Raw genomic sequence first — 22,291 nt, forward strand, 5'->3', positions numbered from 1 at the left:
GGCCGCCGACGCGTACAGCTGCGCCTTCAGGCTCCGCCGGGCCACGCCGAGCGCGCGCAGGCCGGCCGAGGCACCGGTGTAGAAACTGGCGAACATCACCGACAAAGTGGCCGGCAGCAACAATGGTTCGGTGGCGTCCCAGACCTCACCGAGCACCGCATGCCCCCAGGCGTGCGGCATCGTAAGCACCAGCGTCATGCCCCAGGCCAGCGCGGCCAGCGCCTGGGCGCTGCCGATCAGCAGGCAGAATCCCTTCAGCGCCCGCAGCGAACGACGCAGCATCCTGGCTGCCTCCGGCACTGCCACCAGACCGATACCGGACAGCACGATGAAGAACGGACCGAGCATCATCTCGGCGCCGCGGACGGTACCGACCGCGGCGACCCCGGCGAACGCGCCGAGACCGTACATCTTCAACTGGTAGGCACCGCTGATGGTCACGTTCTCGGCGAGGTAGCGCAGACCGAGATCGCGATGCTCCCGGAGCCACCGCCGGGCCCGGAACAACCTCGGGACGACGCCGGCCTGCAGACCGCTCACCAACGCGGCGAAGATTCCGGCCGCACCCCAGGCCAGGACGAACTTGGTGACGCTCGGGCCGTCCTGCTTCGCCAGGTACAGCAGCGGCACCAGCGCGGTTGCCCAGGTGATGTCGCTGAGGAACGCCTTGCCGCCCTGACCCGAGGCGAAGAAGGCGAACCGCCAGCTGTCCTGCAGCATCAGTCCCGGCAGCACCACGCCCAGCGCGATGAACGCGGCGCCGGGTCTGCCGCCGAGCGCGGCACCGACCACGGCACAGATCGCGCCGGTCGCCAGGCCGACCGCGATCGCCATCCCGGACGAGCTGGCCACCGCCGCCTTCCAGACCGAGCGCGGTACACCGCTGAAACGCACGGCCAGCGGATCGGTGGCCAGGCCGCGCGAGATGTTGACCACTACCCCGTACGTCACCCAGGCCAGGCTGAACGCGCCGAACTCCAGAGCGCCCAGCGACCGCGCGACGACGATGCCGACCACGAAGCTGACCAGGCTGGTCACAGCCTGGTCAGCGAGTCCCCAGGTAACGCGGCGCAGCACCCCTCTCATGGTCGGACCTACGACTCTGTCCGGGCGGGCACCACGATGAGATACGTGGCGCCCGAGCCGTCACCGGCACCGCCCAACTGCCCTGTGGCACTGGCGGTCACCACCACGGGCGGCGCGAAGAAGGCGGCCAGGCCGGCTCCTGCAGGCAGAGGTGGCTTCGTCGATCCGCTCACACTGCGCTCCGCTGCACAGGAGGGAGCTCCTGGAGCTTCCACAGGGCGAGTCGACTCGGATCGACGTCGCCGCCGTCCGGGAAGGACTCGACCGGTTCGGGAAACTCGAAGGGCGGGAGGCGAAGATTCAATCGCCGCCAGTTCCTGCCGGTGAACTGGTTCCGGTTGCGGTCGACGTACGGATAGGTGTTGACCAGCAGCCAGGTTGCACCGGTGGCGCGGAAGTTCTCCAAAATCAGCGCCGCGTCCTGGAACGAGACATGCACGAGGCAATCCCGGCACAGGATCACGTCGGCTCGAGGCAGCTCCTCGCGGGTCAGGTCAGCAACAGCAAAGTGCCGGTGCGCGTCGCCGAAGCGCCGCCGGTTCTCCATGATCACGCTCGGCACGATGTCCACACCGTGGTAGTCCCGCACCGGAAGTTCGACCTGACGCATCCAGTTCAGGTCGCCGCACGGCGCGTCGAGCAACGACGTTGCGCCGAGGCGCGTCAGAAGCTCAGGCAGCTGCCGGCGGATGTCGACGGTGGCGCGCAACTCAGATCCCGTACCGGACCCCGACTCCCCGCTGTCCCATCCCGCCGTCTCATAGACCTGGGTGAACAAAGCCTCCCGCGAGGTGACCTGCCACCTCAGGCGGTGGATCAACGCCACCCTGGCCATCGCGCCACGAAGAGGCCGGAGCACACCTCGTAGCCCCGACGAGCCGCGCAGGACCCTTGCGACAGACGAAACCGGCAATGTCATCTTGATTCCTCTCGGCGAGCCATCCGAAGATCGGCTTCTCTGTCAACGCTTCATTTCGTGCGGCTCGGGTAGCGGGACGAGGTACGTCGCACCCCAGCCGCCACCGGCCTCCAGTTGGGCGATCACTTCGTCGGCGATGTCCCAGGTGAGCACGAGGACGACGTCCGGCCTCGCGGCGCGCAGTTCGTCGATCGGCCGGATCGGGACGCCGCAGCCCCCGGGGATCCGGCGACCGTGCTTGCCGGTGGCCATGTCGACCGTGAACGGCAGCAGGTCCGTGGTGACCTTGCTGAGGTCCAGCAGGACCGGCGCCTTCGAGGGCGCGCCGTACCCGAGCACGGTCCGGCCGGCGGCCTTATGGCGGGTGAGCTCGTCGTGCAGCACTCCGGCCGCGTGCCACGCGGCCTCCTGCAGGCTGCCGAGCTGGACCTCGTCGGCGATGCCGGCCGCGTCCTCGTCTGCCAGCACCACATCCACCGACGCATCCGGCTTGGCGTCCGCGGTGTGCCGCAGCATCACCATGAGGCTGCCGCCGAACATCTCGACCTGCTTCACCGACTCGACGGTCAGCCCGTGCAACGCCGCGACGTTCTGCAGCGCCCGCAGCGAGATGTACGACCAATGCCCGTGCCGGATGGTGTCGAACTGGTTGCCGACGAACAGCGGCAGCAGGTGGTGGAACTCCATCACCAGCAGGCCGCCCGGTGCCAGCCGGTCCGCGCGCAGCTTCAACAGCTCACCGAATGCGGGCTCGTGCACGATGCCGTGGACGTCCACGACCAGGTCGGCCTGTTCGCCGTCTTCGGCCGGCCGGCAGGCGGCGGCGTACAGGTGCTGCAGCCAGGAACCGCCGTGATGGCTGGCGAACTCGAACACCACGCCGCCGTTCAGCTCCGGATACTCGGCCAGGATCTCCTTCACCGACTTCTCGGCGTGCGCGATGCTGGTCGCCGACTCGACCGCCAGCGGCTCCTCCGGCAGCTGCGGCTCGACCGGACCGAGCTGGACCAGCGTGCAGTCTTGGCACAGCCAGAGCTCGAGCGGCCAGCGCGGGTCCGGTCCGGGTGTGTCCGCGGACGGGAAATAGTCGGCACACGGCTGCGCCCCGATGTCCACCACCGGTACGACGTTCTCCCCCGCGCACCCTCGGCACTTGAAGCTCACTGGACCCCCTCCGGTCACCATGCAGTCACCATGCAGTCACCATGTCAATGTCGCCTTGGCCGTGGTGAACGCCTCCGCGTACTGCGCCCGGCACTCCATCCCGCGCAGCCGGGCCAGCCCGGCGAAGACCTCTTCGTCGAACCAGTCGTGCGGAACCTGGGACGGGTAGGCCTTGTGCAGCCGGGTGATCTTCTCCCGCAGCTGCTCCTCGGTCAGGTCGACGTACAGCCACGGCCGGCTGAAGTCGCCGTCCCACTTGGGGATCTCGTAGTGCAGCACCAGATGGTCCCGCCACACCGTCGGCGCCAGTTCGGCGATCAGCCGGTGGTCCTGGTGCGCGTCGGTGCGACTCGGCGCCAGCACCAGGTCGGGGCGGCGGCCGCCGGGTGCCTGCGCACCCCGAGCCGTTGCCTCGAGCAACTCCTTGGTCTCGTTCCAGTACGACGGCAGCCGACCGTCCGGCAGCTCGGCCGAGGTCACGGTCACCTCGCACTCCGGCAGGAACAACTCCGCCGCCCGGCGGGCCTCGTCGAGCCGGAGCGGACTGCCGGTCGCGATCACGAACTCGGCGGTCAGCTCCGGCACCGACTCGGCCAGCTTGAGCAGCGTGCCGCCGCAGCCGATCTCGATGTCGTCCGGGTGAGCGCCAACAGCCACCAGGTGGACCGGGCGCTCGATCAGACCGAGCTGGAACGGCAGCATCAGATCGCCACCACCATGGGGGCGTCGTCACCGGGCAGGTCGAGCGGCTTCTCCAGCACCTGCGAACGCTGCTGCCGGGCCTCGTGGCTCCACAGCGCCCACGGCTTCTTGCCGGAGCGGTACAGCTCCTCGAGCTGGCTGCGCTCCTTCAGGGTGTCCATCGGCGCCCAGAAACCGTGGTGCGGGATGGCTTCCAGCCGGCGCATCGCGGACAGCCGCGGGAACGCGTCGCCGACGAGGTCCTCGTCCTCGTGCAGGACGTCGAAGATCTCCTTCTTCAAGACGAAGTACCCGCCGTTGATCCAGACGTTCAGGTCGGCGGCCGACCGCAGTCCGGTGATCCGGGCGTCGGTGCCGAACTCGACCACGTGGAAGGACGCCTGCGGCGGCACCGCGAGCAGGCTAGCGGTGATGTCGCTGGTCATCACGTGGTCGACGATCTTGTCCATCGGCGCGTCGGTGAGCACGTCGCCGTAGTTCGCCAGGAACGCGTCGTCGTCCTCCAGGTACGGCCGGACCCGGCGCAGGCGCTCACCGATCGAGGTGTCGATCCCGGTGTCGACGAAGGTGATCTTCCACTCGTTGATGTCGGAGTCGAGCAGCTCGATTCGCTGCCCGCCCTTGGTCATCACGAAGTCGTTGGAGACCGTCTCCTCGTAGCGCAGGAAGTACTCCTTCACCGCGGAGCCGCCGAATCCCAGGCACAGGATGAACTCGGTGTGCCCGAAGTGGGCGTAGTACCGCATCACGTGCCACAGGACCGGCCGGTCGCCGATCGTCATCATCGGCTTCGGTGCGGAGTCCACCCCGCTGCGCATCCGCAGCCCGAACCCCCCACAGAAGATCACGACCTTCATTGACTGTCCCTCCCCCACAACCGCTGTCGTTTTCAGATCACTTCGAGGCGCGGGATCGGGACGACGAACTTCGCGCCCCACTCCCGTGCGTAGGCCAACTGGTGGACGATCTCCTCGCGCAGGTTCCACGGCAGGATCACGATGTAGTCCGGCCGTGCCTCGGCCAGCCGCTCCGGCGCGTGGATCGGGATGTGCGTGCCGGGCAGGAACATGCCGTGTTTGTGCGGGCTGCGGTCGACCGTGAACGCCAGCAGGTCCTCGCGGATGCCGCAGTGGTTCAGCAGCGTGTTGCCCTTGCCGGGAGCGCCGTACCCGGCGACCGACTTGCCGGCGCGCTGAGCCTGGACCAGGAACTCCAGCAGCTCGGCCTTGATCGTGAAGACCTCGCGCGCGAAGCCCGCGTGCCCTTCGACCGTGTGCAGCCCGGCGTCGGCCTCGTCCTGCAGGACCTTCAGCACGAGTTCAGAAGGCTCCCCCGCCGTCGCTGCAGGTGCGTCCATGGGCTGCGACATCAGCCGCAGCGAACCGCCGTGGCTGGCCAGTTCCTGGACGTCGACCACCTTCAGGCCGGCCTTCTCCAGCGCCAGCGCGGCCGTCTTCAGCGTCAGGTACTGGTAGTGCTCGTGGTAGATCGTGTCGTACTGACGCCGCTCGATCAGCCGGAGCAGGTGCGGGAACTCCAGCGACACCAGGCCGTCGTCCTTCACCAGCGCCCGCAGGCCCTTGGCGAAGTCGACGATGTCCGGCACGTGCGCGAACACGTTGTTGCCGACGACAAGGTCGGCCCTGCCGTGCCGCGCGGCCGCGTCGGTACCGGTCTCCTCGCCGAGGAAGTAGCTCTCGGTCCGGATGCCCTTCTCGTTGGCGATCGCCGCGATGTTCCCGGCCGGCTCGATGCCGAGCACGGGGATACCGAGGGCGACGGCGTGCTGCAGCAGATAGCCGTCGTTGCTGGCCGCCTCGACGATCAGGCTCTCGGCACCGAGGTCCAGCCGCTCCTGCATGTCGACCACGAACCGGCGGGCGTGCTCCACCCAGCTGGTCGAGTACGACGAGAAGTACAGGTAGTCGCTGAACACGTCGTCGGCCGCGACGTACGCCGGCAGCTGGACGAGCAGGCAGTTGTCGCAGATGCGGACGTGCAGCGGGTAGAAGGTCTCACCGCTGTCGAGCTGGTCGGCCCGCAGGTAGCTCTCACACGGCGGCGACATCCCCAGGTCGACGAACGTACGGGTCAACGGCTCGCCACACAGGCGGCAGGCGACTGATACCCCCATCAGTGCTTCTCCTCGACTGAGTCGGTGGTGACGAACAGTGCGTCCCCGGGACCCGGGAACTGGTCGTCGGTCTGCCGGCGGAGCTGGTCGTCGACCAGGCCCGCGGACAGCAGTTGCTGGATCCGGCGCAGCCGGACGAACTGGGCGGAGTCGAAGTCCGCCTGGGTCAGGCCGTGCCGCTGGTACGCGGCGGCGAGCTCGTCGACACCCTTGCGCACCGTCCACTGCAGCCTGAGGTCCGGGAAGGTGTCCTCGAGCTTGCCGAAGTCGACCTTGTAGTTGCGCAGGTCCGGGCCGGCGCCGTCGGCGATCGACAGGGCCGAGCCGGGCACGGCGTCGCGGACCATCTCGGCGATGTCGCGGACCTGGACGACGTCCTCGGACCGGCCGACGTTGAAGGCCTCGTCGTGGATCACCTCGCGCGGCGACTCGAGCACCGTCAGGAACGCCCGGCTGATGTCCTCGATGTGCACCAGCGGCCGCCACGGGGTGCCGTCGCTCTCCAGCCGGACCTGGCCGCTGGTCATCGCGATCGCGGTCAGGTTGTTCACCACGATGTCGAGCCGCAGCCGGGTCGAGGCGCCGTACGCGGTCGCGTTCCGCAGGTACGTCGGGCTGAAGTTGTCGTCGGCGAGCTTGGACAGCTCCTTCTCGGCCAGCGCCTTGGTCTCGCCGTACGGCGTCACCGGGAACATCTCGGCGTCCTCGGCGACCGCCTCGGAGCCGGCCGCGCCGTACAGGCTGCAGGACGAGGCGAACAGGAACCGCTCGACGCCGGCCTCCTTGGCCGCCTGGGCGACGTTCAGCGTGCCCTCGAGGTTGACCGAGTAGGTCGCCTCCTTGTTCAGGTGACCGAGCGGGTCGTTGGACAGCGCGGCCAGGCAGACGACGGCGTCGTACCCGCCGAGCTCGGCCGAGGTGACGTCGCGCATGTCGCGCGGCTTCCGGGAGCCGATCGGGTCCGGCCCGCCGAGCAGGTCGCAGCCCTCGTACAGCCCGGTGTCCAGACCGTCCACCTGGTGCCCGGCGTCCCGCAGGAACGGCACCATCACCGCACCGATGTACCCGCGATCCCCGGTGACCAGAACTCTCATCCGCCCGCTCCTCCGCTCGGCTCCGTCGTCGCTAGAACAGATCACCGAGCCGGCGCCGTGATACACACGGACGGAATTCGAGTTCGCGGCAGCTGAGTTCGATCGACCTCAGAGCGACCCTGCGCGCAAGCGGTACTCACCGCTCGCGCGATGGCTTACCTTCAGGGCGGTCGGTCCGACGCACACTCGCCTTCGGTGAGCTCGACGGCCTGGGCGTCGTGATTCCAGCCGCTGCACTCTCGCGGGCGAGTTGCTCCAGCACGTCCCGCGGCATCGGCAGTCGACGCGTGGTGGTCTGTACCCCTTGCTGCTGAGGGCCTCGTCCGCGATACCGGCCGGCTCGTCGCTGCGACGGTCGAATGTCACGACCTGCCGGCCCGCAGAGCCTTCTGGTCCACGACCACCCGGCCGTTCTCGACCTTCGGCGGCGGAGTGAACTCGCGGTGGATCAGCCGGTGCGACGGCCTGGGACGCTCGCTCGTCGCCGCCGTTGTCGAAGACCTCCACCTTGATCTCGACGGCATCCCTGAGATTCTGGGACGACGGACCGTAGCCGAGCTGCCTGCCGATGTAGTCGCCCTCGCGTAGCGCCATCACGCCTTCCGGAAGGCCGCGAACTCTCTGCCGGCGGCGCTGGTCTTGTCGCGCTGCCATGCCTCGTACAGCCGATCGACGAAGAAGACCGGCAGGACCTCGCCGGAGCCGAAGAGCTCCCGGATGCGGCCAAGAGTCCCGCCAACCGTCGCGGTGTGACTATCCGGACCCGCTCGCCGTTCGGCAGGTCGTACGAGGCTTCCATGATCACTCCGATGTCGTGATGCCGAACACGTTCCGTGAAATCAGGATCGGTCCGTCCGGGTCCTCCCACCTGATCCTCATGGACAGCCCGAGTGGCGCGGGCCGATCAGATTCTTTCCGCCGCATGTATCAGAACGGTGTCGACGCTGCTCTCATGGGCGCTGCGACAAGCACGCGAACGTCTGTGTCATGAGCCTGTGGGGGGCGTTATGAAGGTTGCCGTATTCGGCTTGGGCTACGTGGGATCGGTGACGGCGGCGTGCCTGGCCGCCAACGGCCACGACGTCTGGGGGGTCGATGTCGATCTCGCGAAGGTCGGTCCGATCACCGAGGGGCACAGCCCTGTGGTCGAGCCCGGCCTGGACGAACTGGTGGCGGACGGTGTCACCGCGGGCAGACTGCACGCGACCACCGACCCGCGACTCGCGCTCGACGGCGCGGACGTCTCGCTGATCTGTGTGGGGACGCCGTCCACCGCCAGTGGCAGTACGGATCTCACCTACATCCGGCGTGCGGTCCGTGACATCGCGGAAGCAGCCGGTGTGGTCGCACCGCCGGCCTCGGGCTTCCACAGCATCGTGGTCCGCAGCACGGTCCCGCCGGGCACCGTCGACGAGGTCGTCGAGCAGGTCCTGGCCGAGGTGCCGGGCTCGGGCGACTTCACCTTCGGTACGGCGATGTGCCCGGAGTTCCTCCGGGAGGGGTCCGGCCTGGCCGACTTCTACGACCCGCCGTTCGTCGTCGTCGGCACCCGGAACGCGCGGGTCGGTACCGCTCTGACCGACCTGTTCGGCTTCATCTTCGAGAACCGCGGTCTCCCGGTCGACGTGCAGGTGGTCGACGTCCGGACCGCGGAGGCGCTCAAGTACGCCTGCAACGCGTTCCACGCGACCAAGGTCTCGTTCGCCAACGAGATGGGGCGGATCTTTCGGCACTACGGCGTGGACTCGCGCGAGGTCATGCGGATCTTCGTCCAGGACACCAGCCTCAACATCTCGCCGTACTACCTGCGGCCGGGGTTCGCGTTCGGCGGCTCGTGCCTGCCGAAGGACCTGCGCTCGGTGCTCCAGCTGGCCCGGGTCAACGACACCGACCTGCCGCTGCTGGCCGGCACGCTGACGACCAACGAGCTCACCGTTCGCGACGTCGTCGACCGGGTCGTGGCCGGCCCCGGCCGGGAGATCGCGCTGCTCGGCCTGAGCTTCAAGACCGCCACCGACGACCTGCGGGAGAGCCCGAGCGTCGAGCTCGCCGAGCGGCTGATCGGCAAGGGCTACAACCTGCGGATCTACGACGCGATCGTGAACCCGAGCCGCCTGGTCGGCGCCAACCTGCGGCACGTCACCTCGAAGCTGCCGCACCTGCAGCGGGTACTGACCGCCGACCCGGCCGAGGCGCTCCGCGGCGCGGACCTGGCGCTGGTCTCGGCGACCGACCCCGCGGCCGTCAGCGCCCTGCTGGCCACCCCGCCGGCCCGGACCATCGACCTGAGCGGGCGGCTCGGCGCCGAGGTCGAGGCGCTGACCGGATACGAAGGAGTGGCCTGGTGAGCGGTCCGCGCGTCCTGATCATCATCCAGAACCTGTGGGTCCCGTTCGACCGCCGGGTCTGGCTGGAGTGCCAGGCCCTGGCGAGGTCCGGGTACGACGTGACCGTGGTCTGCCCGAAGGGCCCGGGCGATCCGTCGTACCAGGTGCTCGACGGGGTCACCGTGCACAAGTACAAGGCGTACGCGCCCGGTGGCAGCAAGCTCAGCTTCGTCGCTGAGTACGCCTACTCGTTCCTGATGACGCTGCGGCTGGTGCTGCGGGCCCGCAAGGCGGGCAAGTTCCTGGTGATGCAGGCGTGCAACCCGCCCGACATCTTCTGGCCGATCGCGCTGCTGCTGCGCCGGCTCGACCGCACCAGGTTCGTGTTCGACCACCACGACCTGTGCCCGGAGCTGTTCCAGTCCCGGTTCGGCGGTACGTCGAGTCCGGCGTACAAGGGACTGCGTTGGCTCGAGCGGCGGACGCACCGCACGGCCGACCACGTGATCTCGACGAACGACTCGTACCGGCACATCGCGATCACCCGCAGTGGCAAGGCCAACCACGACGTCACCGTCGTCCGCACCGGTCCCGATCCGGACAAGCTGCGCCGCGGTTCGGCGGACGACTCGGTCCGCCGCGGTCACCGCTACCTGGTCACCTACATCGGCGTCATGGGTCCGCAGGACGGCGTCGACATCGTCGTCCGGGCCGCGGACGTGGTCGTCAACCAGCTCGGCCGCACGGACATCGCGTTCACGCTGATGGGCGGCGGTGACGCCTTCGACGAGGTGGTCGCGCTACGAGACCAGCTCGGTCTGGAAGAGCACGTCGAGTTCACCGGCCGGGTGCCGGACGAGACGGTCCGCACGGTGATGTCGACCGCCGACCTCGGGCTGTCGCCGGACCCGAAGAATCCGCTCAACGACGTCTCCACGATGAACAAGACGATGGAGTACATGGCGTTCGAGCTGCCGGTCGTCGCCTTCGACCTGGTCGAGACCAGGGTGTCGGCCGCCGACGCCGCGGTGTACGTCGAGCCGAACGACGTGGAGAAGTACGGCCAGGCCATCGTCGACCTGCTGGACGACGAGGTCCGCCGCCGCCGGATGGCCCGGCTCGGGCGCGAACGGGTCGAGCAGGCGCTCGCCTGGAAGCACCAGCAGAAGTCCTACCTCGAGGTGTACGACCAGCTGACCGGTCACTCCAGCGTGCTCGGCGACTTCCGCCAGGCATCGGGGTCCTGACGTGTGCGGCATCGCCGGTTGCTACCAGCAGCACGACGGGCTGGCCCTGGCGACCACGATGAACGACCGGATCGCGCACCGCGGTCCGGACGCCGACGGCGTGTACCGGTTCGAGGACGGCGACGGCAGCCGTGCGATCAGGGCCTACCTGGCGCACCGGCGGCTGTCGATCATCGACCTGTCGTCGGGGGCCGACCAGCCGTTCAGCAAGCGCGGCCTGACGATCAGCTACAACGGCGAGCTGTACAACTACAAGGAGCTGCGGGCCGAGCTGGCCAGGTCCGGGGTCGCGTTCCGGACCCACTCCGACACCGAGGTGGTGCTGGAGGCCTGGCGCCGCTGGGGTCCGGCGGCACTGTCGCGGTTCCGTGGCATGTTCGCGTTCGCGATGCTCGACGAGGACAGCGGGAGCCTGTACCTGGCCCGCGACCCGCTGGGCATCAAGCCGCTGTACTTCCACCGCCGGCACGGCGGCGTGATCTTCGCGTCCGAGCTGAAGGCGCTGGTCGCCGCGATCGGCCCCGAGCTGCGGACCGATCCGGGCGCGCTGATCGCGTCGATGCTCTACTACTGGCTGCCCGAGCAGCGGTGCGCGATCGAGGGTGTGGAGAAGCTGCCGCCCGGGTCGTGGGCCGAGTTCCGGCCGGACGGCAGCAGCCGGCACGAGACGTACTGGCGGGTGACCGACGTCGCCACCGAGGCGGCCGCCGGGCCGCCCGCCGACCTGCGGTCGGTGATCGAGGAGTCGGTCGCGGCGCACCTGGTCGCCGACGTCGGGGTGTCGACGTTCCTCAGCGGCGGGCTCGACTCCAGCCTGGTCACGGTGCTGGCCAAGCGCCTGGACCCGGGGATCGACTCGTACACGATCACCTTCCGCGCGCAGGACCAGCGGCTCGAGGCGATGCCGGACGACGCGATCTACGCCCGCAAGGTGGCCCAGCAGTTCGGCATCGACCTGCACGAGATCGAGATCGCGCCCGACGTGGTTGACCTGCTGCCCCGGATCGTCGACGTCCTGGACGAGCCGATCGGCGACCCGGCCGCGATCAACACGCTGCTGATGTGCGACGCCGCCCGCGACGCCGGGGTCAAGGTGCTGCTGTCCGGGATGGGCGCCGACGAGTTGTTCGGCGGCTACCGCAAACACCTCGCCTGTGTGATGGGAGCGCAGTACCAGCGGCTTCCGGGCGCACTGCGCAACGGGCTGGTCGGTCCCGCGGTCCGGCGGCTGCCGGTGACCGCGAACGGCCGCGGACTGCGGTACGCACGCTGGGCGAAGCGGTTCCTGACGTTCGCCGACCTGCCCGAGGAGACGGCGTTCCGGCGCAGCTACACGATGTACGACGCCGACCAGCTGGCCGGCCTGCTCAGTCCCGACCTCGAGCCGTACGTCGGCAAGCTGATCGGCGAGCACAGCGACATCTACCACGACACCACGCTCGACGACCACGTGAACCGGATGTGCCTGGCCGACGCGCGGATGTTCCTGCCCGGCCTGAACCTGGCCTACACCGACCGGTCCAGCATGGCCGCGTCGACCGAGGTCCGGACGCCGTTCGTGGACCCGATCGTCGCCCGGGCGGCGTTCTCCATCCCCGGCAGCGAGAAGATCCACCGGCGGCAGGGCAAGCTCGCCTTGAAGAAGGCGGCCGAGGCCTGGTTGCCGAAGGAGATCATCTACCGGCCGAAGGCGTCGTTCAGCGCGCCGCTGCGGGCCTGGGTCCGCAACGACCTGCGCGAGCTCGTCGACGACGTGCTGCTGCGCGGCGAGCTCGTCGGCAGTGGCTTCCTGCGGCAGACGGCCGTGCAGCGGCTGGTCGACGACGAGCGGGCCGGGCGTGAGGACTACTCGAAGCAGATCTGGCAGCTGCTGACCCTGGAGACCTGGAGCCGGCACATGCGCTCCCTGGGCGTGACCATCACCTCCTTGTGACGACGTTTCTCTCTGAAGGACTGGCATGAAACAGGTTGCACAGAACTACAAGTCCGGTGAGCTCGCGGTTCTCGACGTACCGGCGCCGAGCTGCGCGCCCGGCGGTGTCCTGGTCCGCTCGCTCTACTCGCTGATCTCGACCGGCACCGAGCTGATGAAGGTCGGCGAGGCCAGGCTGTCGATGCTCGGCAAGGCCCGGGCCCGGCCCGACCAGGTGAGGAAGGTGCTGGACTCGGTCGCCCAGCAGGGCGCGCTCAACACCTACAAGAAGGTGATGAACAAGCTCGACTCCTACACCCCGCTGGGCTATTCGCTGTGCGGGGTCGTGGTCGAGGTGGGCGCGGGAGCCGAGGAGTTCAGCGTCGGTCAGCTGGTCGCTGCCGCGGGCAACGAGTTCGCGCTGCACGCGGAGTACAACTGGGTGCCGGTCAACCTGTGCGTGCCGGTGCCGGACGGGGTACCGCCGGAGCAGGCCGCGTTCTCGACCGTCGGTGCGATCGCGATGCACGGCGTCCGGCAGTCCGAGGTGCAACTCGGCGACACCGCCGTGGTGATCGGGCTCGGTCTCGTCGGTCAGCTCGTGGTCCGGCTGCTGGTCGCGGCCGGCGTCCGGGTGTTCGGGATCGACACCGTCGAGGACCGCTGCCGGATGGCGGAGAAGGCCGGCGCGCTGCACTGCTCGTCCGCCGACGAGGCGGGGATCGCCGTCCTCGAGCGGTCGTTGCTGGAGGCCTCGAACGGTCTCGGCGCGGATCACGTCCTGCTCGCGGCCGGCGGGCACTCGAACGGCCCGGTCGAGACCGCCGCCCGGCTGGCCCGCGACCGCGCCCGCGTGGTCGACATCGGCAAGACCAAGCTCGACCTGCCGTGGAACGCGTACTACGACAAGGAACTGGACGTCCGGTTCTCCCGGTCGTACGGCCCTGGCCGGTACGACGACCGCTACGAGCTCGAAGGCATCGACTACCCGGCCGGCTACGTCCGCTGGACCGAACGCCGCAACCTCGAGTGCTTCGTCGACCTGATCGCCCGCGAACAGATCGACGTCGGCTCGCTGGTCGCCCGGGTCTTCCCGATCGCCGACGCCACCGAGGTCTACCAGCAGCTCTCCTCCGGCGCCCTCCCCGGCGTCGGCTTCCTCTTCGAGTACCCAAAGCCCGAGCCGCAAGGCGAGGGTGAGCTGCCGCCCGCTGAGGGCGTGGTTGCTCCTGGTGTCACTCGGCGGCGGGAGCCTGCCGGTCGGCCGGCTCCGGCCGGCGCCGCCCGGTTCGGTTTCATCGGGGCGGGCAACTACGCGTCCAGCATGCTTCTTCCGCACCTGCAGAAGAACGACGACGCCGTGCTCGCGCACGTCGCGACGAACAAGTCGTTGTCGGCGGCCAACGCCCAGCGGCGGTTCGGGTTCGAGCGGATCTCGACCGACGCGAACGACGTCCTGACCAACGACAGCCTGGACGCGATCTTCGTGGTGACCCGGCACAGCACGCACGCGGACCTGGCGTGCAGGGCGCTGGAGACCGGGAAGGCCGTCTTCGTCGAGAAGCCGCTGGCGCTGACCGACGAGGACCTGGACCGGATCGTCGCGACCGCGGAGGCCACCGGCAACGACCGGCTGATGGTCGGGTTCAACCGGCGGTTCGCGCCGTTGCTGACCGGTCTGCGGGAGCGATTCGGCCACCCCGGCGGCGGGTCGTCGTTGCGGTACCTGGTGAACGCGGGCCGGCTGGATCCGTCCAGCTGGTACCTCGACCAGGACAAGGAGGGCAGCCGGTTCGCCGGTGAGGGCGGCCACTTCATCGACACGCTGAGCTGGTGGCTCGACAGCCCGCCGACCGAGGTGTACGCCGTTCCCGGACCGGACACCGGCGACGTGGTCGTCAGCCTGCGGTTCGGCAACGGCTCGGTCGGCACGATCAGCTACGTCGGCGGCGGCAACTCCCGGTTCCCGAAGGAGACGCTGGACGTCACCGGTGGCGGCCGCAACGGCCGGCTGGACAACTTCCAGAGCGCCTCGGTGTGGACCGGCCGGAAGCCGTCCACCCGGAAGACGCGCGGCACCGACAAGGGCCAGCGGACGGAGCTCGAGCGGTTCGTCGCGGCGGTGAAGTCCGGCGGGCCGATGCCGATCCCGTTCGACTCGCTGATCGCCACCACCCGGGCGACCATCGCGGTCGACAAGAGCCTCGCCAGCGGTCACGCTGAGCAGGTTCCATCCCCGCCCCACCGCCCCGGTCAGGGGAAGGTGTGAGCCGGCAGCCTCTGGGCTGGTACGTCCGCCGCCTGCGGCGGATGTCCCCCACCGAGCTGGTCTGGCGCACCCGCGACCACGGACGGCGTACTGCCTGGGCCTACCAGCAGGTCCGGCCAGGGCAGAACGCCAGGACCCAGGTGCCGTTGCGCAAGGGGCTGACGTTCCCGGCGGCGCTTCCTCCGCACGCGGCGGGCGCCGTACCGGATGATGCGCGCAGAGCGGTGATCGAGACCGCGGACGCGATCCTGGCCGGGAGGCTGGAGGTGCTCGGCGTCGATCGGACGGATCTGACGTCGCCGGACTGGTTCCGCGACCCGACGACCGGCCGGCGTTCCGACCCGTCGGAGTACACCTTCAAGCTGAACCACCGCAACGAGGAGCTGGTCGGGAACATCAAGCAGGTCTGGGAGTTGTCCCGGCACCACCACCTGACCCAGCTGGCGGCGGCCTGGTACCTGACCCATGACGACAGGTACGCCGAGCGCGTCGCCGACCACCTGAACGACTGGTGGCGGTCGAACCCGTTCCTGTCCGGTGTGCACTGGGCCAGCGGCATCGAGATCGGCATCCGGCTGATCAGCTGGACCTGGATCCGCCGGCTGCTCGAGGACTGGCCCGAGGTCACCGACCTCTTCGAGCACAACGAGCTCGCGCTGCGGCAGCTGTACTGGCACCAGCGCTACCTCGCGGCGTTCCAGAGCCGTGGCTCGTCGGCGAACAACCACGTGATCGCCGAGGCCGCCGGCCGGCTCGTCGGCGCCTGCGCGTTCCCCTGGTTCTCCCAGAGCGACAAGTGGCGTGCGGACGCCGCTGCCCTGCTGGAAAGGGAGTTGGACGCCAACACGTTCCCGTCCGGCGTCAACCGCGAGCTCGCCTCCGACTACCACCGCTTCGTCTCCGAGCTCGGCCTGTACGCCGCTCTGGAGGCGGACAGGGCCGGTCATCCGCTGAGCCAGCAGACGTGGTCGCTGCTGACCCGGACCTTCGACGTCGCCGCCGCGATCGTCGACGAGACTCTGCGGCCACCACGCCAGGGTGACGACGACGAAGGCATGGTGCTCGTCCTCGATCCACCCGACGTGCACAGCTGGTCGGCGTTCCTGTCCCTCGGCGCCGCGGTGCTCGGGCGGCCCTCGTGGTGGCCGGTGAGTCCGCCGACGACGACCGCCGTACTGGCCGGAAGCCTGGTCAGCGGGACGCAGCCGGACCGGCCGGCCGAGCGCCCGGACCACTTCGCCGACGCCGGGATCACGATCCTGCGCAGTCGTGACGCGGGCCCGGAGATCTGGTGCCGCGCCGACGCGGGTCCGCACGGCTTCCTGTCGATCGCGGCGCACGCGCACTGCGACGCACTCTCGCTCGAGGTCCGGGTCGGCGGTGTCGACGTGCTGGCCGATCCAGGCACGTACTGCTACCACGGCGAGGAAGAGTGGCGGAACTACTTCCGCTCGACGATCGCCCACAACACCGTCGAGGTCGCCGGTGCCGAGCAGTCCGTCCGGGGCGGCCCGTTCCTCTGGCTGCGCGGGGCCAACGGCCGCGTACGGCGCGTCGACGCCGACGGTGACGTGGTGATCTGGGACGCCGAGCACGACGGCTACCAGTCCGGCGAGACCCCGGTCACGCATCGGCGGACCGCTGTACTCGACGGTGGCGTGCTGCGGGTCGAGGACCGGCTCGACCACCGACCGGGGCGACGAGGTGGGGAAGGAATCGATGCCGTCGGAGTACGGATCGCCTGGCATCTCGGGCCGGACGTGACAGTCGAGCTGGACGGCGCGACCGCCCGGCTCAAGTGGCCGAACGGGTCTGCGGACGCCGATCTGCCCGCCGGCCTGAGCTGGACGGCGTACTCGGGTGCCGACGATCCGTTGCTGGGCTGGTACTCACCGCGATTCGGGCGCAAGGTGCCGATCACGACGCTGGTCGGTTCCGGCGTTCTCGGCCCGGACTCCCCCGCGACCAGCACGTTCCGATTCCGGTCCTGACCGGGGTTTCGCTGTATCACTCGGCGTTCCGGGCCCTCTATTACTCCGAACCGATCGTGGCGTTCGACTGGAGGGGTCTGTGAGCGAGCGTAGCGAGCGAACCGACAAGCAGAACTGCGCCGGCGCTCACGTCATAGCCGAGCGAAGCGAGGTGGACACGTGAGTGCGCAGCAGCTCGACGTCAAGAAGTCCTGGCGGGCCATTCGACGGCACCGTCTCATCGTCGCTGCCGTCGCAGCGGTCGGCCTGCTCGGTGGAGTGGGCTACGGCCTGCTGGTGCCGCCGATGCACACGGCCACCTCGCTCGTCGTGCTGCCGCCGCCTCCGGCCGCCGACGCGGAGAAGGCCGGAGGAACGCAGAGCATCGAGACCCAGGTCTTCATCGCCGAGAGCGAGCCGGTGCTGAAGAGCGCCGGCCAGAACCTGAGCCCGGCGCTGTCCACCAAGGTGGTCCGGGACCGGGTCAAGGTGACCGCGGTGACCGACGACGTCATCAAGATCGATGCCAAGGGCACGACGGCAGCGCAGTCGATGCGGCTGTCGAACGCGGTCGCCGAGGTCTACCTGGTCTTCATCACCACCGACCAGGTACTGCCCGGCGACCTGGGGAAGAAAACGGGGGCGCGCGTGCTGGAGCAGGCGACGACCGCACGGGGCGGGAACCTGGCGGTCCATCTGGGGATCTGGGGGCTGCTCGGTGCGCTCGCCGGCGCGATCGCGGGCTCGATCGGGGTACTGGCCAAGGCCCGGGGCGACCGGCGGCTGCGGCTGCGCGACGAGATCGCCGACGCGGTCGGTTTGCCGGTGCTCGCATCGGTCTCGTCGTACCGGGCGACCGACGTGTCGGACTGGGAGTACCTGCTGGAGCACTACCAGCCGACCGCGGTCGAGGCGTGGAGTCTGCGCAAGACGCTGCACCACCTCGGCCTGGACGTGCGGGGCGGCCCGCAGCTCTCGCTGACCGTCATCTCGTTCGCCGGCGACGACAAGGCGCTGCCGCTCGGTCCTCAGCTGGCCGCGCTGGCGAACTCGATCGGCATCTCCACCTCGATCGTGGTGGACACGCACCAGGAGCCGGCCGGACAGGTTGCCCTGGACATCCACCTGGTCATCGTCGACCGGGAGGCGCCGCACCTGGCCGGCACCACCCGGACGACCAACACGATCGTCGCGCTGTCCGCCGGCACGGTGACGGCCGAGGAGCTGGCCCGGCTGGCGGTCGCGGCCGCGGCCGACGACCGCACCGTCGACGGGCTGGTCGTCACCGACCCCGATCCGACCGACCGCACCATCGGCCGCGTCTCGCAGTCCGCGCGCCGCTCCGGCTCGCGGCTGCCCACCCTCCTCACCGGGACCACCGCGAGGAGGACCAAATGAGCAACCAGCCGTACAACGCACCGCCGGCCACCGACCCCCGCTGGACCGACGACGACGGGCTGTTCGTCGACGAATCGACGAACGCCTTCCCGCCGGACAGCCTGGTCACCTTTCGCTTTCTCCGCGACGCCATCCGCCGGCACCTGCGCATCTGGCTGCTGCTCGCCGTCGTCGGTCTGCTCGGCGGCCTCGGGTCGACCTACGCCCTGCCGCAGCCGCACGTCTCCTCGACCCGGCTGCTGCTGACACACAAGGACGGCGACGACCCGGCCAAGGCGATGGCCACGGACGTGAGCCTGGCGACCACGCACACGGTCGCGCAGCGGGTGATCGAGCTGCTGAAGCTGCCCGAGACTCCGGACGAGCTGATCAAGCGGTACACCGCGGTGGCGATGACGGACCGGGTGCTCGAGATCAAGGTGCAGGCCGACGCGACCGACCTGGCCACCAAGCAGGCGACGGTCCTGGCGCAGGTGTTCCTGATCTTCCGCAAGGAGCAGATCGCGCTGCAGGACGTCCCGCTGAGGCGTGACCTGACGACGGCGGAGGCCGCGCTCGACGTGGCGGAGAAGGCCGTCGTGGCAACCGGTGACAACCCGGACGAGCCGGCCCGGCCGAACAGCCCGCAGATGATCCGGCTCGGCGTCGCCCGCGACCGGGTGCAGTACGTCCGGCAGCAGATGCTGGACCAGGAGGTGCAGGCCTCGCGGATGAACAGCAGCCGGATCCTCGACCTGGCCGCGCCGGTTCCGGTCTCGGCCAAGCGGACGCTGGCGATCAACGCCGGCACCGGGCTGATCGCCGGCCTGTTCCTCGGGCTCGGCTTCGTGATCGTTCGGGCGCTGATCTCCGACCGGCTGTGGAAGCGCCAGGACATCGCCCGGGCGCTGGGCGCTCGCGTCCGGCTGAGCAGCGAACGACCGCCACGCTGGCGAGTGCTGCCGTTCCCCCGGTACCTGCGCGCGTCGCAGCGGCGGCTGCCGGAGATCCGGCTGATGGTCCAGCACCTCGGCCAGCGGATCTTCTGGGGCGAGCGGCCGACGCCGGCGATCGCGGTGGTCAGCGTCGACGACCTCCGGACCTGCGCCCTGGTCGTGGCCTCGCTGGCGGTCTCGGTGGCCGAGGAGCGCAAGCACGTCCTGGTGGCCGACCTGTCCGGGACCGGCATGCTCGCCGGGATGCTCGGGGTGAAGACCCCAGGTACGCACGAGTCCCGGTTCAGCGAGCCGCACCGGCGCATCGACGTGCACGTCCCCGACCCGGACGGCGCGCCGGCGCAGGGCAGCTACCTGCTGCTGGGTGAGACCAGCCGGCCGTCGAGCTCGGGAGACCTGGCGCTCGACGCCGCCTGGGAGGTCGCCGACCTGGTGCTCACCCTGGCCACGCTGACGCCCGAACTGGGCGCCGACCACCTGGGCACCTGGGCGTCGCACGCCGCCGTCGTGGTGACCGCGGGCCGGTCGACCACCACCAAGATCCAGGCCACCGGCGAGATGCTGCGGCTGGCCGGGCTCGAGATCGACACCGCCGTGGTGCTCCGTCCGGACCGCACCGACGAGGGCGTCGGCGTCGCCGAGACCGAGGCCGCTCCGGCCCGGTCCGTGGACGTCGAGATGTTCGGCCGATGAGATGAGCGTCGGGCTGAGTGAGCGGCTGACGCACCGGATCGACCTCCGGCCGACCCGGCGGGCGGTCGCGCCCGAGGTCCGCCGGCGGCGCCGGGTCCAGCTGGTCTGGGGCCTGCTGGTGCTGAACGTGATGACGTTCTTCGCCGGCGCACCGTACCTGCTCCCGATCCCGGGGATGGTCGGCAAGCTCATCGCGCAGGCGGCGCTGGTGGGTGCGCTGATGCTGGTCCTGACCGTGAACCGGCCGGTCCGGGTCCGGCCCAGTGTCTTCGTCTTCCTCCTGCTCCTGCTGGCGTCCGAGGCGTTGCTGGCCAGCATCCGGGCGGAGTTTCTCGGCGGCTCGTTGTTCCGGGCGAGCCGGCTGTTCGCGTTCGTGCTGGTCCTGTGGCTGCTGACGCCGTGGTGGACCCGGCGGGACCTGCTGCTGGTACGGACCCACCTGATCGTGCTGTGGTTCATCCTCGGTAGCGCCGTCGTGGGGCTGGCGGTCGCGCCGGGTACCGCGATGTTCGAGGACCGGCTGCACGGCGTCATCTGGCCGATCCCGCCGACCCAGGTCGGGCACTACGCCGCGGTCGCGGCCGGCCTGACCGCCGTGCTCTGGTTCTGCGGGCTGCTCCGGCGCGGTGTCGCGCTCGCCAGCGTGCTGGTGGCCCTACCGGTTCTGCTGCTGACCCACACCCGAACCGCGCTGGTCGCGATGCTGGCCGGCGTACTGATCGCCGGGCTGAGCCTGTTCACCGCCCGGACCCGGGCCCGGAGGTTCCTCGCCATCGGCGTCGCCGGGTTCACCGTCGGGGCACTCACCCTCGGCTCGGTCGTGAGTACCTGGCTGGCGCGTGGGCAGGACTCCGAGGAGGTGACCGAGCTCACCGGCCGCCGGGCGGTCTGGGAGTCGATCCTGGCCGCGCCCCGGTCGACCTTCGAGACCTTCTTCGGCTTCGGGCTGTCGAACAAGTCGTTCAACGGCCTGCCGATCGACAGCAACTGGCTGGGCACGTACTACGACGTCGGTCTCGTCGGTGTCGCGATCACGATCGTCCTCGTGCTGTTCGTCCTGACCTCCGCGTGGTTCCGGCCGCAGGGTCCGCAGCGCGCGCTGGCGCTCTTCCTGGTCGCGTACTGCGTGGTCGCGTCGTTCACGGAGAGCGGTCTGAGCGAGGCGTCGCCGTACCTGCTGGAGCTGACGCTGGCCGCGTCGCTGGTCTACAACCTGAACCCCCGTGAGGGAGCGCGATGAAGATCCTGCTGGTGCACAACAGGTACCGGTCGACCGCTCCGAGCGGCGAGAACCGGGTGGTCGACCAGGAGAGCGCGGCACTGGCCGAGCTGGGGCACGAGGTCCGGCACTTCGAGCGGTTCAGCGACGAGATCGAGGACTGGCCGGCCTGGCAGAAGGCAACCCTGCCGGCCCGGGTGGTCTGGAACCCGGCGAGCAGGCGCGACCTGGCCGCCGTGCTGGCGGACTTCCGGCCGGACGTCGTCCACGTGCACAACACGTTCCCGCTGCTGAGCCCGGCGATCCTGTACGCGTGCCGCGACGCCGGCGTGCCGGCCGTGATCACGCTGCACAACTACAAACTGCTGTGCGCCAGCGGGGACTTCTTCCGCGACGGCACGGTCTGCCACGACTGCGCCCGCGGCAATCCGCTGCCCGGCGTGCGGCACGGGTGCTACCGCGGATCCAAGCTGGCCACCGCGACCACGGTCCTGAACACCCGCGGCCACCGGGAGACGTGGCGCAATCTGGTCTCGGCGTACATCTTCATCTCCGAGTCCCAGCGCAGTTTGATGGCCGGGATGGACTTCGATCCGGACCGCACCTTCGTCAAGCACAACCTGGTCCCGTACGACGGTCCGCTCGGCGGCCCGCGGGACCGGCAGGTGAGCTATGTCGGCCGGCTGGACGCGGCCAAGGGCGCACCGCTGCTGATGAAGGGCTGGGACGCGTACCGGGCGATCGCGGGGGACGACGCGCTCCGGCTCGTGATCGCCGGCGGCGGTCCGCTGGTCGGCGAGGTGGCCGCGTGGGCGGCCGAGCGGCCGTCGGTCGAGCTCCGCGGGCTGATGAGCAAGCAGGAGGTCTTCGAGCTGATCGGCCGGTCCCGGGCGGTCGTCCTGCCGTCGGAGTGGGAGGAGACGTTCGGGCTGGTCGTGGTGGAGGCGATGGCGGTCGGCGTACCGCTGCTCGCGTCCGGCCACGGCTCGTTCCCGGACCTCATCGAGGACGGTGTCGACAGCATGCTGTTCGAGCCCGGCCGGCCGGACTCGCTGGCCAAGCTGCTGCTCGACGTCGACACCGCACCGGACCGGTACGAGGAGCTCGGCCGGCGCGCCCGGAAGACGTACGAGGAGAAGCACCAGCCGCCGCACAACCTCGAGCAACTGCTCGAGATCTACCGGTTCGCCGTCCGCCATCCGGCCCCCGCACACCGCTGAGA

The 22,291-nt window shown here is 69.8% G+C and carries 16 protein-coding genes; 9 read left to right on the forward strand and 7 right to left on the reverse strand.

What is annotated here, in order from left to right:
* From E1218_RS16735 to E1218_RS16765, 7 genes are all read right to left on the reverse strand, one after another.
* Positions 1–1,077: MATE family efflux transporter (locus E1218_RS16735; protein ID WP_132321106.1), on the reverse strand; the 1,077-nt coding region annotated here is incomplete at its 3' end.
* Positions 1,078–1,255: 178 nt separating this feature from the next.
* A complete protein-coding gene (locus E1218_RS16740; protein ID WP_132321108.1) occupies positions 1,256–1,921 on the reverse strand; it encodes a class I SAM-dependent methyltransferase in 666 nt (221 codons plus the stop codon).
* Positions 1,922–2,047: 126 nt separating this feature from the next.
* On the reverse strand, positions 2,048–3,190 hold the full coding sequence (locus E1218_RS16745) for a class I SAM-dependent methyltransferase (protein WP_132321110.1): 1,143 nt from the start codon (positions 3,188–3,190) through the stop codon (positions 2,048–2,050).
* 15 nt (positions 3,191–3,205) lie between these two features.
* Positions 3,206–3,871, reverse strand: coding sequence for a PIG-L deacetylase family protein (locus tag E1218_RS16750; protein ID WP_132321112.1), 666 nt, complete (start codon positions 3,869–3,871; stop codon positions 3,206–3,208).
* On the reverse strand, positions 3,871–4,728 hold the full coding sequence (locus E1218_RS16755; RefSeq protein ID WP_202866052.1) for a glycosyltransferase family protein: 858 nt from the start codon (positions 4,726–4,728) through the stop codon (positions 3,871–3,873). The genes E1218_RS16750 and E1218_RS16755 overlap by 1 nt, the downstream gene beginning before the upstream one ends.
* A gap of 32 nt (positions 4,729–4,760) precedes the next feature.
* Positions 4,761–6,005, reverse strand: coding sequence for a class I SAM-dependent methyltransferase (locus tag E1218_RS16760; protein WP_132321114.1), 1,245 nt, complete (start codon positions 6,003–6,005; stop codon positions 4,761–4,763).
* The gene (locus tag E1218_RS16765) at positions 6,005–7,099 is read right to left on the reverse strand and encodes an NAD-dependent epimerase/dehydratase family protein (protein WP_132321116.1); all 1,095 of its coding nucleotides are present in this window, start codon (positions 7,097–7,099) and stop codon (positions 6,005–6,007) included. The genes E1218_RS16760 and E1218_RS16765 overlap by 1 nt, the downstream gene beginning before the upstream one ends.
* A gap of 1,007 nt (positions 7,100–8,106) precedes the next feature.
* On the opposite strand from E1218_RS16765, the gene E1218_RS16770 reads away from it, so the two are divergent.
* The 9 genes from E1218_RS16770 (at position 8,107) to E1218_RS16810 (ending at position 22,289) form a co-directional block, all read left to right on the forward strand.
* Complete coding sequence (locus E1218_RS16770; RefSeq protein ID WP_132321118.1) at positions 8,107–9,447, forward strand: UDP-glucose dehydrogenase family protein; 1,341 nt, start codon at positions 8,107–8,109, stop codon at positions 9,445–9,447.
* Positions 9,444–10,673 (forward strand): glycosyltransferase family 4 protein, encoded by a 1,230-nt coding sequence (locus E1218_RS16775; RefSeq protein ID WP_202866053.1) that lies wholly within the window; start codon positions 9,444–9,446, stop codon positions 10,671–10,673. Before E1218_RS16770 ends, E1218_RS16775 begins: the two co-directional genes overlap by 4 nt.
* A gap of 1 nt (position 10,674) precedes the next feature.
* A complete protein-coding gene (gene asnB / locus E1218_RS16780) occupies positions 10,675–12,606 on the forward strand; it encodes an asparagine synthase (glutamine-hydrolyzing) (RefSeq protein WP_132321120.1) in 1,932 nt (643 codons plus the stop codon).
* A gap of 25 nt (positions 12,607–12,631) precedes the next feature.
* Entirely contained in the window at positions 12,632–14,854 is a 2,223-nt protein-coding gene (locus E1218_RS16785; protein WP_132321122.1) for a bi-domain-containing oxidoreductase, read from the forward strand.
* Positions 14,851–16,845, forward strand: a complete 1,995-nt coding sequence (locus tag E1218_RS16790; protein ID WP_202866054.1) for a heparinase II/III family protein — start codon at positions 14,851–14,853, stop codon at positions 16,843–16,845. Before E1218_RS16785 ends, E1218_RS16790 begins: the two co-directional genes overlap by 4 nt.
* A 159-nt stretch (positions 16,846–17,004) precedes the next feature.
* Entirely contained in the window at positions 17,005–18,222 is a 1,218-nt protein-coding gene (locus E1218_RS16795; protein ID WP_165949294.1) for a Wzz/FepE/Etk N-terminal domain-containing protein, read from the forward strand.
* Positions 18,219–19,850 carry a hypothetical protein gene (locus E1218_RS36095; protein ID WP_165949295.1) on the forward strand — a complete coding sequence of 544 codons (1,632 nt, stop codon included), beginning with the start codon at positions 18,219–18,221 and terminating at the stop codon, positions 19,848–19,850. The genes E1218_RS16795 and E1218_RS36095 overlap by 4 nt, the downstream gene beginning before the upstream one ends.
* Before the next feature lies 1 nt (position 19,851).
* Positions 19,852–21,090, forward strand: a complete 1,239-nt coding sequence (locus tag E1218_RS16805; protein ID WP_132321126.1) for an O-antigen ligase family protein — start codon at positions 19,852–19,854, stop codon at positions 21,088–21,090.
* On the forward strand, positions 21,087–22,289 hold the full coding sequence (locus E1218_RS16810; RefSeq protein WP_132321128.1) for a glycosyltransferase: 1,203 nt from the start codon (positions 21,087–21,089) through the stop codon (positions 22,287–22,289). The genes E1218_RS16805 and E1218_RS16810 overlap by 4 nt, the downstream gene beginning before the upstream one ends.
* Positions 22,290–22,291: the final 2 nt, after the last annotated feature.

It is taken from the genome of Kribbella turkmenica (assembly GCF_004348725.1).
Classification (GTDB): domain Bacteria; phylum Actinomycetota; class Actinomycetes; order Propionibacteriales; family Kribbellaceae; genus Kribbella; species Kribbella turkmenica.

Bases quoted from the DNA above. Each gene is read 5' to 3' on its own strand.
- E1218_RS16760 (WP_132321114.1), bottom strand. From the start codon at position 6,005: ATGGGGGTATCAGTCGCCTGCCGCCTGTGTGGCGAGCCGTTGACCCGT.
- E1218_RS16765 (WP_132321116.1), bottom strand. From the start codon at position 7,099: ATGAGAGTTCTGGTCACCGGGGATCGCGGGTACATCGGTGCGGTGATG.
- E1218_RS36095 (WP_165949295.1), top strand. From the start codon at position 18,219: ATGAGCAACCAGCCGTACAACGCACCGCCGGCCACCGACCCCCGCTGG.
- E1218_RS16810 (WP_132321128.1), top strand. From the start codon at position 21,087: ATGAAGATCCTGCTGGTGCACAACAGGTACCGGTCGACCGCTCCGAGC.
- E1218_RS16740 (WP_132321108.1), bottom strand. From the start codon at position 1,921: ATGGCCAGGGTGGCGTTGATCCACCGCCTGAGGTGGCAGGTCACCTCG.
- E1218_RS16755 (WP_202866052.1), bottom strand. From the start codon at position 4,728: ATGAAGGTCGTGATCTTCTGTGGGGGGTTCGGGCTGCGGATGCGCAGC.
- E1218_RS16805 (WP_132321126.1), top strand. From the start codon at position 19,852: ATGAGCGTCGGGCTGAGTGAGCGGCTGACGCACCGGATCGACCTCCGG.
- E1218_RS16750 (WP_132321112.1), bottom strand. From the start codon at position 3,871: ATGCTGCCGTTCCAGCTCGGTCTGATCGAGCGCCCGGTCCACCTGGTG.
- E1218_RS16785 (WP_132321122.1), top strand. From the start codon at position 12,632: ATGAAACAGGTTGCACAGAACTACAAGTCCGGTGAGCTCGCGGTTCTC.
- E1218_RS16745 (WP_132321110.1), bottom strand. From the start codon at position 3,190: ATGGTGACCGGAGGGGGTCCAGTGAGCTTCAAGTGCCGAGGGTGCGCG.
- E1218_RS16770 (WP_132321118.1), top strand. From the start codon at position 8,107: ATGAAGGTTGCCGTATTCGGCTTGGGCTACGTGGGATCGGTGACGGCG.